11 protein-coding genes are annotated in these 12,828 nt (G+C 64.0%); 4 read left to right on the top strand and 7 right to left on the bottom strand.

The window, feature by feature from the left end; all coding sequences use genetic code 11:
• Nucleotides 1-7: 7 nt before the first annotated feature.
• The 7 genes from UP06_RS31670 to gltX all read right to left on the bottom strand — a co-directional run bounded on the left by UP06_RS31670 (nt 8) and on the right by gltX (nt 7,914).
• Nucleotides 8-865 carry a carbohydrate ABC transporter permease gene (locus tag UP06_RS31670; RefSeq protein ID WP_045007590.1) on the bottom strand — a complete coding sequence of 286 codons (858 nt, stop codon included), beginning with the start codon at nt 863-865 and terminating at the stop codon, nt 8-10.
• Complete coding sequence (locus UP06_RS31665; RefSeq protein WP_045007589.1) at nt 858-1,781, bottom strand: carbohydrate ABC transporter permease; 924 nt, start codon at nt 1,779-1,781, stop codon at nt 858-860. Before UP06_RS31665 ends, UP06_RS31670 begins: the two co-directional genes overlap by 8 nt.
• Nucleotides 1,778-3,064 (bottom strand): ABC transporter substrate-binding protein, encoded by a 1,287-nt coding sequence (locus tag UP06_RS31660; protein ID WP_045007588.1) that lies wholly within the window; start codon nt 3,062-3,064, stop codon nt 1,778-1,780. Before UP06_RS31660 ends, UP06_RS31665 begins: the two co-directional genes overlap by 4 nt.
• A gap of 60 nt (nt 3,065-3,124) precedes the next feature.
• Entirely contained in the window at nt 3,125-4,303 is a 1,179-nt protein-coding gene (locus tag UP06_RS31655; protein ID WP_197087434.1) for an ROK family transcriptional regulator, read from the bottom strand.
• A 119-nt stretch (nt 4,304-4,422) separates the two neighbouring features.
• Nucleotides 4,423-4,827, bottom strand: coding sequence for a GFA family protein (locus tag UP06_RS31650; RefSeq protein ID WP_045007587.1), 405 nt, complete (start codon nt 4,825-4,827; stop codon nt 4,423-4,425).
• A 179-nt stretch (nt 4,828-5,006) separates the two neighbouring features.
• Nucleotides 5,007-6,311, bottom strand: coding sequence for a citrate synthase (gltA, locus tag UP06_RS31645; protein ID WP_045007586.1), 1,305 nt, complete (start codon nt 6,309-6,311; stop codon nt 5,007-5,009).
• A gap of 145 nt (nt 6,312-6,456) precedes the next feature.
• On the bottom strand, nt 6,457-7,914 hold the full coding sequence (gltX, locus tag UP06_RS31640) for a glutamate--tRNA ligase (RefSeq protein WP_045007585.1): 1,458 nt from the start codon (nt 7,912-7,914) through the stop codon (nt 6,457-6,459).
• A 144-nt stretch (nt 7,915-8,058) separates the two neighbouring features.
• Here gltX and UP06_RS31635 point away from each other — a divergent pair, with 144 nt between their 5' ends.
• The 4 genes from UP06_RS31635 to UP06_RS31620 all read left to right on the top strand — a co-directional run bounded on the left by UP06_RS31635 (nt 8,059) and on the right by UP06_RS31620 (nt 12,824).
• Nucleotides 8,059-9,735, top strand: a complete 1,677-nt coding sequence (locus UP06_RS31635; protein ID WP_045007584.1) for a glutamine--tRNA ligase/YqeY domain fusion protein — start codon at nt 8,059-8,061, stop codon at nt 9,733-9,735.
• A gap of 8 nt (nt 9,736-9,743) precedes the next feature.
• Nucleotides 9,744-10,130 (top strand): YybH family protein, encoded by a 387-nt coding sequence (locus UP06_RS31630; protein ID WP_045007583.1) that lies wholly within the window; start codon nt 9,744-9,746, stop codon nt 10,128-10,130.
• Nucleotides 10,131-10,214: 84 nt separating this feature from the next.
• The gene (locus UP06_RS31625; protein ID WP_045007582.1) at nt 10,215-10,448 is read left to right on the top strand and encodes a DUF2171 domain-containing protein; all 234 of its coding nucleotides are present in this window, start codon (nt 10,215-10,217) and stop codon (nt 10,446-10,448) included.
• A 96-nt stretch (nt 10,449-10,544) separates the two neighbouring features.
• Nucleotides 10,545-12,824 (top strand): ComEC/Rec2 family competence protein, encoded by a 2,280-nt coding sequence (locus UP06_RS31620; protein ID WP_045007581.1) that lies wholly within the window; start codon nt 10,545-10,547, stop codon nt 12,822-12,824.
• Nucleotides 12,825-12,828: the final 4 nt, after the last annotated feature.

Genomic DNA, 12,828 nt, shown 5'->3' with positions numbered 1-12,828 from the left:
AAATCCATCATTTCACGGCTCCAGCGGTCAGGCCGCGTACGAAGTACCGGCCACCGAGGAGATAGATCAACAAGGTGGGCAGGGCTGCGATGATCACCGCGGCGCTCTGCACGCCATGCTGCGGGATATCTGCGATTGCGGCAGATAGCGCGATGAGAGCGGCGGTGACGGGCTGCTGCTGGCCGGTCGTGAACGTCACGCCATAGAGAAACTCGTTCCAGATATGCGTGAACTGCCAGATCACGGTGACGACCAGGATCGGCGGCGAGAGCGGCAGGATGATGCGCCAGAAGATGCGAAAGAACCCGGCGCCGTCGATGCGCGCAGCCCTGATCAATTCATGAGGAATGGCGACATAGTAGTTTCGGCAGAACAGCGTGGTGAAGGAGAGCCCCTGGATCGTGTGGATCACGGCCAGGCCCGTGAGCGTGTTCATCAGGCCCGTATCGCGCAGCACGATGGTCCACGGCAGCAAACGCATCTGCTGCGGAAGGAAGATGCCGAGCGTGACGATCCCGTAAATCCAGTTATCGCCGCGAAAGCGCCAGAGCGAAACCGCGTAACCGGCGACCGCACCAAGCAGGGTCGAGAGGATCGTCGCGGGAATCGTGATGAGCGCGGAGTTCAGCATGTACGGCCGGATGCCGGCGCAGGTCTCGGCGACGCAGAAACCGCTCCAGGCGGTGGCGTAATTGCTCCAGGCCAAATGTTGCGGCCAGCCGATCATCGAACCCTGCGCGATCTCCTCGTTGGTGCGGAGCGAATTCAGCACGACAACAGCGAGTGGCGCGAGCCATGCCACAGCGATCAGCGAAACGATGAGATAGATCAGAATCCGGCTTGGTGCGAAGGTTCGCTCACGCATGGATTGCCCGCCGCCGCTGAACATAACGCCAAGCTGCATACGGCAGCAACACTGCGAGAAGAATGAGCAACATGAGGACGGCTGCCGCCGCTCCGCGTCCGAGCAGGCTGCGCTGGAACATCAGGTCATAGACGACAAGTGCAGGCAGCTGGGTCGCGATACCAGGCCCGCCATTGGTGAGCGCGCGGACGAGGTCGAAGGTCGAAATCGCGAACTGCAGCTGGATGACGATGACAGTGATGGTGATCGGCCAAAGCGTCGGCAGGATGACGCGCCGGTACATCCTGACAGGTCCGGCGCCGTCGATCTGCGCGGCCTTGATCAGGTCGGCATCGACGGAGCGGAGGCCGGCGAGGAACAGCGCCATGGCGAAGCCGGAGGACTGCCAGATCGCGGCGATCACGATGGTCCAGATGGCCATATCGCGGTCGATCAGCCAGTCGAATCGGAAGGAGGTCCAGCCGAGGTCGTGGACCAGCTTCTGGATTCCAAGGCCGGGATTGAGCAGCCAGCTCCAGACCGTGCCGGTGACCACGAACGACACCGCCAGGGGATAGAGGAAGATGGAGCGCAGCACGTTCTCGCCGCGAATGCGCTGATCGAGCAGGATGGCCAGGACGAGGCCGGTCACCAGACTGAGCAACACGAAGGCGCTGCCGAACAGCAGCAGATTGTCCAAGGCGATCTGCCAGTTTCGCGATGCCGCAACCGCGGAGTAGTTGCGCAAACCGACCCAGCCCGAGACCGGGACCAGAGTGGACGGTGTGAACGATATCCAGATCGTCCACAGCGTAAACGCGATGAGGTGCGCGGCGGATAACAGCAGCGGCACCCAGATCGTCAAATATTCGGGCAGCCGGCGTACCCAGTCAAAGGCCGCCGGCCGGCCCGGTCTTGTCGAGACGGCGATCGTCAACGTGAGCTCTCGACGGCCTCGGCGAGGCGTGTAGCCGCTTGCTCCGGCTTGATCGTCTTGTTCTTCACGTACTCCGTGATCACGTCGATCATCGCTGCGGTCATGCCGTTTTCCTGCGCCATGTTGTGCGCGAGACTGAGGACGGCCTGATTGCTGGCGATCGCCTCTTTCAGAGCTGCTGCGGTCCGCCGTTGACCGTCCGACCAGCCTTCACCGGACAGATCGACATCGGTGCGCACGGGGATCGATCCGGTGATCTGCGAATACGTCGTCTGGATCGCCGGATCCATGACGAGCTGGGCCATCAGCGTCTGGCCGGCTTGCAGGTCGGGCTCCTTGCGCTGCCAGAAGATGAACGCGTCGGCATTCAACAGGAAGACCGGCTTGCTGTTGTCGCTCGGGCCCGGAGCGATCATGAAGTCGTCGAACTTGAAACCGGCGTTGCGCAACACGCCCTGCGCCCAGCCGCCCATGATCATCATGCCCATGTCGCCGTCGACGAAGCGCTTCAGGTTGGTCGAAAAATGTTGGGCGCCGACGTTGGGGTCCATCCAGTCGGCGATCTTGCGGACCTGCACGAACGCAGCCTTGATCTCAGGGGCCTTCAGGGCCTTCTCGTCGAGATTCATGATAGCCGCGCGGTATACGGCGGGACTGATGCCCGCCAAAGCAGCCTCGAACTTCTGCCCATCGTCGGGGCGGGTACCGCCGTTGGCGACAGGAAATGCGACGCCGCCTGATTTCATCTTGTCGGCAAGATCATTGAACTCGGCCCAGGTGACGGGGATCTTGTCGGCCTTGGCCTTGTCCATCGCGCGTTTGGAGAGGAACAGCATGTTGGTGCTGTAGATCTGCAGCGGCAGCGCGATCCACTTGCCGGCCGGCTTGTGTAATTTTGCAAGGTCCGGCGCGACGACCTTTTCGTAGCCGGCGGCCGCGACGACCGCGTCGAGATCGAGGGTCGGGGCAATCTTCGACCAGGCCGCGATCTCGGGCCCCTTGAGCTGCGAACACGCCGGCGGATCTCCGGCGATGATCTGGGCACGCAGCTTGTTCATCATCTCGGTGGTGAACCCGGGGACGGGCGAGTGCTGCCAAGTGCCGCCTTTCTCCTCGAATTTCTTGCCGAGCGCCGTGATAGCCGCTCCATCGCTGCCTGCGGACCATTGCGAGATCACGGTCAGGCGCGGCTTGACCGCGCTTTGCGCGCGGGCAAATGCCGGCAGCGCGAGCGCGGCAGCAGATCCAGCGAGCAGTCGGCGCCTTGTTGTTGTGATCGGCATGGCAAGTTCCTCCCGGTGTGAAATTCTTGGGCGCGTGCAGGCTGCGCGGCTCAGGACATGTCAGGCGGCCTCCGTCGATGCGGCGGGCATGCCGCCGCGACTGGCCAGACAGAACGCGGCGAAGGCGAGTGCTGCCTGCGGATCGTTGCCGGTCGAGGGCGGCACGAAGACGAGCGATACCTGCGCCAATTTTCGGCCGCCCAGCAGGCAGGCATCGATCCCGTCGATCACGGCCTTGCGATCGTCTTCGGCGAGCAGCGATGGCCAGCCGCTGATCGCGACGCCGCGGCAGGGTTTCACGTTCAGCGTGTTGCCGATCGCTAGCCCAAGCCGGAACAGTCGCTGGCGCAATTCCTGGCGCACGCGCGACGACAGCGGGATCGTGGTCACCCATTCGTTGCCGAGCTGAAGCAATTCAGCTTCGGTGACGCGGAGGAGCTCGGCGAGTGCCGGCAGTGACGTATAGGCCTCGACGCAGCCATGATGCCCGCAGCGGCAACGCGGTCCGTCGGCAGCGAATACCATGTGGCCGAGTTCGACCGGCTCGAGCGCGTCCTGCTCGATCGGATCATCCATCCAGGCGCCCGCAACGCCCTGGCCGACAAAGACGAACAGATGTGCGTCGCTGAAGGGATATTCTTCCGTGCGGCAGCGATGAAAAATGGCGTGAGCCACGACCGAATTAGTGAATTCAACCGGCACGTTGGCGAACAATTCGCCGACCACGTCGCCGATACGTTCGATGTCACAGGGAATGATTGGATTGCCGAATTCACTCAGGCGGCCGAGGCCCGGAACGGAGACCCCGATCTGCGCGAGCCTGATGCGGCGGCGTCGCGTCCAGTCGCGCAGCAATGTCAGCGCCTCGCGAAATACCCGGCCGACGGTTTCGACGGTCAGCTTTGCTGGCAGCGGCAGGCGCTCGGTGTAATGCAGTTCGCCCGACAGGCCGCCGACGCCGACGCTGAGCCGATCGCCGGTTAGCTCAACGGCTGCGAGCGCCACCGCGCCATCGAGCGACACGAGACCCGTTGGGCCGCCGACGTAAGGGGCAGGGCGCCGCACTTCCTCGATCAGGCCTTCGGCCTTCAGGTCAAACAGGATGCGCGACAGGCTCGCCTCAGACAGGCGCACGGCCCTGGCGAGAGGCGGCCGAAACGTGCCGCCCGACTGGAACAGATAGGTCAAAATGGCAGCGCGCGTCTGCCGCCGACTTCTCGGCTGCTCCGGCATTTCCATCCCTGTCGTCATTCTTACTTAGTGTAAGAATGCGCGCGGAGCATCCGCTGTCAAGCGATTGCGGGCGCGATGGCTCGACTTGTTGTTGTGCGCGGCAGCAAGAGAGGGATGTCGTCCGATCAGGATTCTGGCGGCCTGCCTTCCGCCCATTGCGGCAATTCGAGCTTCGGGTCGTACCAATTGGCGGCGTCCGATCGCCAGATGTGCACCTCGGGCCGTTCCGCGATCGCTGTGTCGAGGCATCCCATCCGCAGCAGCACCGTGTTCCTGCCTTCGCGGGTCGCGACGATGTGCGAGCCGCATTGCGAGCAGAAATAGCGCGTCTTGCCGGGCGAGGATTCGTATCCGCGCAGCAGCCCTTCGCCCTTGGTCCAGCGAAAGCGATCGCGCGGCACGTTGGTGACGGTGGAGAAGGCGGAGCCGTGCGTCTTGCGGCAGGTCTGGCAGTGGCAGTGCATGATAGTGCCTGGGGGCGCATCGACCTCGTAGGCCACGCCTCCGCAGAGGCAGCTTCCGCTCAGCATTCGGGCTTCCTTGGGGCAGCATTCGTAAGGTGGGCAAAGCGAAGCGTGCCCACCATTTCTGTCTCTCTCGTGGAGAGGTGATGGGCACGCTTCGCTTTGCCCACCCTACAAGCTCACCGCAAAAACAAAAACGGCGCCATCCGAAGATAGCGCCGCTTGAGAGGCCCGTAAGCCCAAGCTTACTTGCGATCCTTGATCGCCACGTAGTCGCGGCTGGTGACGCCGGTGTAGAGCTGGCGCGGACGGCCGATCTTCTGCTGCGGATCCTCGATCATCTCGCTCCACTGGCTGATCCAGCCGACGGTGCGGGCAACCGCGAACAGCACGGTGAACATCGAGACCGGGAAGCCCATCGCCTTCAGCGTGATGCCCGAATAGAAGTCGACGTTCGGGTACAGCTTGCGGTCGATGAAGTACTGGTCGCTGAGCGCGATCTTCTCGAGCTCGAGTGCCACCTTCAGCATCGGATCGTCGCCATGGCCGGTCTCCTTGAGCACGGCGTGACACATCTTCTGCATGATCTTGGCGCGCGGATCGTAGTTCTTGTAGACGCGGTGACCGAAGCCCATCAGGCGGACTTCGCTGTTCTTGTCCTTCACCTTGGCGATGAATTCCGGAATCTTGTCGACCGAACCGATCTCGGCAAGCATCGCAAGGGCGGCTTCGTTGGCGCCGCCATGCGCCGGGCCCCAGAGGCAGGCGATGCCGGCGGCGATGCAGGCGAACGGGTTGGCGCCGGAGGAGCCGGCGATGCGCACCGTCGAGGTCGAAGCATTCTGCTCGTGGTCGGCGTGCAGGATGAAGATCTTGTCCAGCGCTTCCGCAAGCACCGGGTTGATCTTGTAGTCCTCGCACGGCACCGCGAAGCACATGTTGAGGAAGTTCTCGGCGAAGGAGAGCGAGTTCTTCGGATACACGAAGGGCTGCCCGACCGTGTACTTGTAGGCCATCGCCGCCAGCGTCGGGATCTTGGCGATCATCCGCATCGACGCGATCATGCGCTGCTTCGGATCGTTGATGTCGGTGGAGTCGTGATAGAACGCGGCGAGCGCGCCGACAGAAGCCACCATCACCGCCATCGGATGGGCGTCGCGGCGGAAGCCCTGGAAGAAGCGGGCCATCTGCTCGTGCACCATCGTGTGATGGATGACGCGGTCGTCGAAATCCTTCTTCTGCGCGGCGGTCGGCAGATCCCCGTAGAGCAGCAGGTAGCAGGTCTCGAGGAAGTCGCCGTTCTCGGCGAGCTGTTCGATCGGGTAGCCGCGGTATTCCAGCACGCCGGCGTCGCCGTCGATATAAGTGATCTTGGACTGGCAGCTCGCGGTCGACGTGAAGCCGGGATCATAGGTGAACAGCCCGGACTGGCCGTAGAGCTTGGCGATGTCGACGACATCAGGCCCAACGGTGCCGCTGAGGATCGGGAGATCGTAGTTCTTGTTTCCAACCGTCAGCGTGGCGGTCTTATTGCTTGCTTTTGCGTCCATCAGAGGTCCCCGATGTGTGGTGAAACGGGCCGGATCCGGAAGGCCCCGATGACATGGCGGGGCAGGCCGGATATTCCAGAAGGTACGGTCAAGATGGGTATATTATTGCTGTGTGCGCTGCAAGATGGCGCCGCGCATGCTCGACTTACGTCGTAGCCTGATCCTTGGCCGGGTCCTTGGCCTGATCCTCAAGCCGGCCCAGACTTTCCTGGCGTCCCAGCACGTCCAAAACCTCGAAAATCCCGGGCGATGTCGACCGTCCGGTGAGCGCCGCCCGCAAAGGCTGGGCGACCGCGCCGAGCTTGAGACTATTTTCGTCGGCGAAGGCGCGCAGCGCGGCCTCCGCAGAAGCCGCACTCCAGGTCTCGACATTCTCCAGCGCGGAATGAAGCTGGCCGATCAGCTTGCGGTTTTCCGGCGTCAGCAGCGCCGCCGCCTTGGGATCGAGCTCCAGCGGCCGGTCGGCGAAGATGAAATAGGCGCTGTCGATCAGCTCGATCAGCGTCTTGGCGCGTTCCTTCAGGCTCGGCATGGCCTTGAGCAGCTGCGCCCGCGTGGTGTCGTTTAACTTGGCCTTAATCTCGTCGCGGCTGGGCACGACGTGGTCGAGCACGTCCTCGAACATCTTCACGAGTGATTGATCGTCGGCATTGCGGATGTAGTGGCCGTTGAGGTTTTCCAGCTTGGCAAAATCGAAGCGGGCAGCCGCCCGGCCGACGCTGGCGAGGTCGAACGCCGCGATCATCTCCTCGGTCGAGAAGATCTCCTGGTCGCCATGGCTCCAGCCGAGCCGGACCAAATAGTTGCGCAGCGCGGCCGGCAAATAGCCCATGGCGCGGTAGGCATCGACGCCGAGCGCGCCATGGCGCTTGGACAGCTTTGAGCCGTCCGGGCCGTGGATCAGCGGGATGTGGGACATGTTCGGGAGCGTCCAGCCCATCGCATCGTAGATCTGCTTCTGGCGCGCGGCATTGATGAGATGGTCGTCGCCGCGGATCACATGGGTGACACCCATGTCGTGGTCGTCGGCCACCACCGCGAGCATGTAGGTCGGGTTGCCATCGCCGCGCAAAAGAACGAGGTCGTCGAGGTTCTCGTTCTGCCAGACCACGCGGCCCTGGACCTGGTCCTCGATCACGGTCTCGCCGGTCTGCGGCGCGCGCAGCCGGATGGTCGGCTTGATGTTGTTGGATGATGGCGCCGTGGCCGGGTCGCGATCGCGCCACATTCCGTCATAGAGGCGGGTGCGGCCCTCCGCGCGCGCCTTCTCGCGCATGGCCGTGAGCTCTTCGGGGGTGGCGTAGCAGCGATAGGCCTTACCGTTGGCGAGCAGCTGCTCGGCAACCTCGCGGTGGCGGGCGGCGCGGCTGAACTGGTAGATGACGTCGCCATCCCAGCCGAGCTCCAGCCACCTCAACCCGTCGAGGATGGCGCCGATCGCAGCCTCGGTGGAGCGCTCCCGGTCGGTGTCCTCGATCCGGAGCAGCATCTTGCCGCCGTGCTTCTTCGCATAGAGCCAGTTGAACAGCGCCGTGCGGGCGCCCCCGATATGGAGGAAGCCGGTCGGGGAGGGAGCGAAGCGTGTGACGACGGAATCGGTCATTCTTGGCAGGGCCTATGCATTGGAGGCGGTGGTATATAACAGGACCGGAGCATAACTAAAGCCCGGCAGCGGACCGCTTAAGGCCTTGGCTCAGCCAAGCGAATTTGGCAGAAGGGCCGCTGATTTCCCTACAGGATTTTCGTAATGACAGAACCGGTGGCGAACGAGGTTGGGCGCGATTTCATTCGTGACATCATCCAGGCTGACCTCGATCAGGCCAAATACAAGGAGATCGTGACCCGGTTCCCGCCGGAGCCGAACGGTTACCTGCATATCGGCCACGCCAAGTCGATCGCGCTCAATTTCGGCATCGCCCAGGAGTTTCCGGGCCGCTGCCATCTGCGCTTCGACGACACCAACCCGGTCAAGGAAGAGCAGGAATACATCGATTCCATCCAGGCCGATGTGCACTGGCTCGGCTTCGACTGGGGCAAGAACCTGTTTTTCGCCTCGGACTATTTCGACCGCCTGTACGAGTGGGCGGAAAAGCTGATCCGCGACGGGCTCGCCTATGTCGATGACCAGACCCAGGAGGAGATCCGCACCTCCCGCGGCACGCTGACTGAGCCGGGCCGGAATTCGCCGTTCCGCGACCGTACGGTGGATGAAAACCTCGACCTGTTCCGCCGCATGAAGGCCGGCGAATTCCCGAATGGCGCGCGCGTGCTGCGGGCCAAGATCGACATGGGGGCGGGCAACATCAATTTGCGCGATCCCGTGCTGTACCGCATCCTGCATGCGCATCATCCGCGCACCGGCACCAAGTGGAGCATCTATCCGAGCTACGACTACGCCCACGGCCAGTCAGATGCGATTGAGGGCATCACGCATTCGATCTGCACGCTGGAGTTCGAGGACCACCGGCCGCTCTATGACTGGTTCATCGAAAAGCTGCCGGTGCCGTCGAAGCCCCACCAGTATGAGTTCGCGCGGCTCAACCTGACCTACACGCTGCTGTCGAAGCGCGTGCTGACCCAGCTCGTGCGCGGGGGCCACGTCGCGGGCTGGGACGATCCGCGCATGCCGACCATGGCGGGCATGCGCCGCCGCGGCGTGCCGCCGGCAGCTCTTCGCGAGTTCGTCAAGCGCATCGGTGTTGCCAAGGCCAACAGCGTGGTCGATGTCGGCATGCTGGAATTCTGCATCCGCGAGGAGCTGAACCGTACGTCGCAGCGGCGCATGGGCGTGCTGCGGCCGCTCAAGGTGGTGATCGAGAACTATCCGGAAGGGCAGACCGAGGAGCTTGACGCGATCAACCATCCCGACGATCCCTCGGCCGGCACGCGGAAGATCAATTTCGGCCGCGAGCTCTATATCGAGCAGGACGATTTTATGGAGAACCCGCCGAAGAAGTTCTTCCGCCTGTCGCCCGGCAACGAGGTGCGGCTTCGTTACGCCTATTTCGTCAAATGCACCGGCGTGATCAAGAACGACGCTGGCGAGGTGGTGGAGCTGCGCTGCACCTATGATCCCGCGACCAAGGGCGGCAACGCGCCCGACGGCCGCAAGGTCAAGGCGACCATGCACTGGCTGCCGGCGGCGACGTCGAAGCCTGCGGAGATCCGCATCTACAACCAGCTGTTCGCCAACCCGAGTCCGGACGCTTCGAATTTCGCCGCCGATCTCAATCCGCAGTCGCTGGAGATTTTGGCGGACGCCCGGATCGAAGCATCGGTTGCCGAGAGCAATTTTGCCGAGCCGATGCAGTTCGAGCGCCAGGGCTATTTCGTGCGCGACAAGGATTCGACGCCCGGCAAGCCGGTGTTTTCGCGGACGATCGGCCTGCGTGATACGTTTGCGAAGGAAGTCGCGAAGGGCTGAGGTTTCACATGACGGACGAAGCCGCCGCCATCGTTTCCACCATCATCGCGAAATGGTGCGCCGGCTTCGCAAGGCTCGACGCCGTCGCGCTGTCGTCGCTCTATGCGAAGAATGCGTTCTTTTTCGGCTCCAACCCAAAGCTCTATCGGGGCAGGGACGGCGTCGCCGACTATTTCAACGGTCTGCCGCGATGGCGCAAGCCGAGTGCGGCGTTTTCCGAGGTGAACGCGGCACAAGCGAGCCCAGACCTCATCAACATGGCCGCGATCGTGTCGTTCGACCTCGCCGGCGAGCGGGCGGAGTTCTCGGTCAAGATGAGCTGGGTCATCCTGCGCGAGGACGGCGACTGGAAGATCGTCAATCACCACGCCTCGTCGCAGGCGCCGCTGATCTGACGGGGCACACGGCATCGTCATTCCGGCGCAGGCAACGAACGCGCTCCCCGCGCGTTGTGTGGGTCCCCAATTGAGGATTCCCCCATGCAGAACATCGCAGAGCATATGGAAGTCATCGGCGCCGATGGCGTCCACATCGGCACCGTCGACAAGGTCGAGGGCAATCGCATCAAGCTGACCAAGAAGGACAGCGGCGAGGGCAGCCACAAGGGCCACCATCACTTCATCGACAAGGGGCTGGTCGCCGATATCGAGGGCAACAAGGTCCGGCTCTCGGCCAAGGCGGCTGTCGCCGTGACGATGGAAGAGGAAAAGTAGGGCTTTCCGCCGCCCGTTCCTGATCCGTACCGCTATTCGCGCAACCGCACGTTCCGATAGCCTCCGCCTCCGTCGCGTATCGCAAGGTGCAGGGGAATGGCGGAGCCGGGCCGGCCCGTACGGTCCCAGGGTGTTGCGGGGACTTGGCCTGTCGGCCGGGCCGCGTCCGCCGGCGGCTTTGTGCCGGCGGGTTTTGGCATTTGGCCTGCGCTCGTCGAGACGTTGCGCCAATGGGTCCACGCCGAGGCCGGCGCCGGGCGGCTGTTTCCATGGGTGCCCATCGCCTTCGGCTGCGGTATTGCACTCTATTTCGCCGCTGATCATGAGCCGGTGCTCTCTGTCGTTGCCGCGACGGCGGTCGCGCTCACGCTTGGCGCTGTTCTGTTGCGGCGGAGCCGACTGTTTGCGCCCGCGATCATGATCGCCGCGGCCGCGGCCGGCTTCGCGATGGCGACTTGGAAAACGGCGCGCATCGACCATACCGTGCTGACAAAACCGCTCTATTCGGTGTCGGTGTCGGGCTTCGTCGAAACCCGTGACATCCGCGAACGCACCGACCGCTTCGTGCTGCGCGTCACGGCGATGGAGACCCAGCGCGGCGACGTCAGACTGGAGCGCGTTCGTCTCTCCGTGCGCAAGGGGACCGCGCCCGAGGTCGGTAGCTTCGTGCAATTGAAGGCGCGGCTGATGCCGCCGCTCTCGCCGTTGCGCCCCGGCAGCTATGATTTCTCGCGCGACATGTTCTTCCAGGGCATCGGCGCCTCCGGTTTTGCGATGGGTGCAATCACGGTGGCGGCGCCGCCTGAGACCGGGGGCATCAGGCTGCGCTATGCCGCGATGATGCAGGGCCTGCGCGACGCGATCGATGCGCGCATCCGCGCCACGCTCGACGGCGACAACCGCGCGATCGCGACCGCGCTGCTCACCGGTCGCCGCGATGCGATCACGACGCCCGTCAATGATGCGATGTTCATCTCAGGGCTAGGCCATGTGCTGTCGATCTCCGGCTATCACATGGCGGTGGTCGCCGGCGTCGTCTTCTTCGCAGTCCGCGCGCTGCTGGCGCTCATTCCGGGACTGGCGGTCGGCTTCCCCATCAAGAAATGGTCGGCAGCTGCCGCGCTGTTTGCTGCCGCGTTCTATCTGCTGCTGTCGGGCGCGGAGGTCGCCACCCAACGATCGTTCTTCATGACGGCGGTAGTGCTGATCGCAGTCATGGTCGACCGCCGCGCCATCACGTTCCGCACGCTGGCGGTGGCGGCACTGATCGTGCTTGCGGTTGCGCCGGAAGCGCTGGTGCATCCGAGTTGTTTGATGTCGTTCGCAGCAACGCTCGGGCTCGTGGCACTGGTGCAAATCGGCATGCCGAACCTATTCGCCTCGCCCGATCATTCCGCCACCGCGCGCATCGCAATGTGGGGCGGACGCGAGATCGCGATGTTGTTCATGGCCTCGATGATCGCGGGGCTTGCGACCACGCCCTATGCCGCCTTCCACTTTCACCGCGTCACGCCGTTCGGCGTGCTCGCCAATCTAGGCGCAATGCCGGTGGTCTCGGCGCTGGTGATGCCTGCCGGGCTGTTGGGATTGCTCGCGGCGCCCTTCGGGCTCGACGGCGTGTTCTGGTGGCTGATGGGGATCGGTATCGACTGGATGGTCGCGGTCTCGCGCTGGGTGGCGGCATTGCCCGGTGCGGTCGGCCACATCGGTGCCTTCGGCACCGCGCCCCTGATCGCGGCGAGCCTCGGCCTCATCCTGATGGGGCTGCTGCGGACGCCGCTGCGATGGTCCGGCGCGCTGGTGCTGTTCGTTGCGATCGTCTGGGGTTTGTCGGTCCGGCAACCCGACATCCTCATCGCCGGTGATGGCCAGAACGTCGCGGTGCGGGGCAGGGACGGGCAGCTGCATCTGATCAGGACGAGCAAGGACAATTTTCTGCTCAAAGAGTGGCTCGCGGCCGATGCGGATCCTCGCGATGCAGGCAGCGCCTCGCTCGCTAACGACGTCTCGTGCGATGACTCAGGCTGCGTGACGCCGCTTGCCGACGGGCGCCTGGTCGCACTGGCGCTGCGCATCGACGCGCTGGCCGATGATTGCAGCCGCGCCGCGCTGGTGGTGACGGCGCGGCCGGCGCCGCCGGATTGCGCGGCCATGGTGGTCGATCGGCCTCGCCTCGCGAGCCAGGGCGGGCTGGCGCTGACGCGGCGTGGCGACGGTTTTGCGGTTCAGGCGGTCAAGGCCAGGGGCGCAGATCGTCCCTGGTCGCCGGTGATCCCCGGCGCGGCAGATTATGACGGCAGTCTTGCGCCGAAGACGGCCGCGCCCCGCAGCAACGACGCAACGCCATCTGAGACCGACTTGCAGGCCGAGGATTGAGCGG

This window comes from Bradyrhizobium sp. LTSP857, assembly GCF_000938285.1.
Taxonomy (GTDB): Bacteria; Pseudomonadota; Alphaproteobacteria; order Rhizobiales; family Xanthobacteraceae; genus Bradyrhizobium.
This window is presented reverse-complemented; position numbering and strand designations above follow the sequence as displayed.

Coding starts and splice junctions, on each gene's coding strand:
- UP06_RS31670 (WP_045007590.1), bottom strand. CDS start 865: ATGCGTGAGCGAACCTTCGCACCAAGCCGGATTCTGATCTATCTCATC.
- UP06_RS31660 (WP_045007588.1), bottom strand. CDS start 3,064: ATGCCGATCACAACAACAAGGCGCCGACTGCTCGCTGGATCTGCTGCC.
- UP06_RS31655 (WP_197087434.1), bottom strand. CDS start 4,303: ATGGAAATGCCGGAGCAGCCGAGAAGTCGGCGGCAGACGCGCGCTGCC.
- UP06_RS31650 (WP_045007587.1), bottom strand. CDS start 4,827: ATGCTGAGCGGAAGCTGCCTCTGCGGAGGCGTGGCCTACGAGGTCGAT.
- gltA (WP_045007586.1), bottom strand. CDS start 6,311: ATGGACGCAAAAGCAAGCAATAAGACCGCCACGCTGACGGTTGGAAAC.
- gltX (WP_045007585.1), bottom strand. CDS start 7,914: ATGACCGATTCCGTCGTCACACGCTTCGCTCCCTCCCCGACCGGCTTC.
- UP06_RS31635 (WP_045007584.1), top strand. CDS start 8,059: ATGACAGAACCGGTGGCGAACGAGGTTGGGCGCGATTTCATTCGTGAC.
- UP06_RS31630 (WP_045007583.1), top strand. CDS start 9,744: ATGACGGACGAAGCCGCCGCCATCGTTTCCACCATCATCGCGAAATGG.
- UP06_RS31625 (WP_045007582.1), top strand. CDS start 10,215: ATGCAGAACATCGCAGAGCATATGGAAGTCATCGGCGCCGATGGCGTC.
- UP06_RS31620 (WP_045007581.1), top strand. CDS start 10,545: ATGGCGGAGCCGGGCCGGCCCGTACGGTCCCAGGGTGTTGCGGGGACT.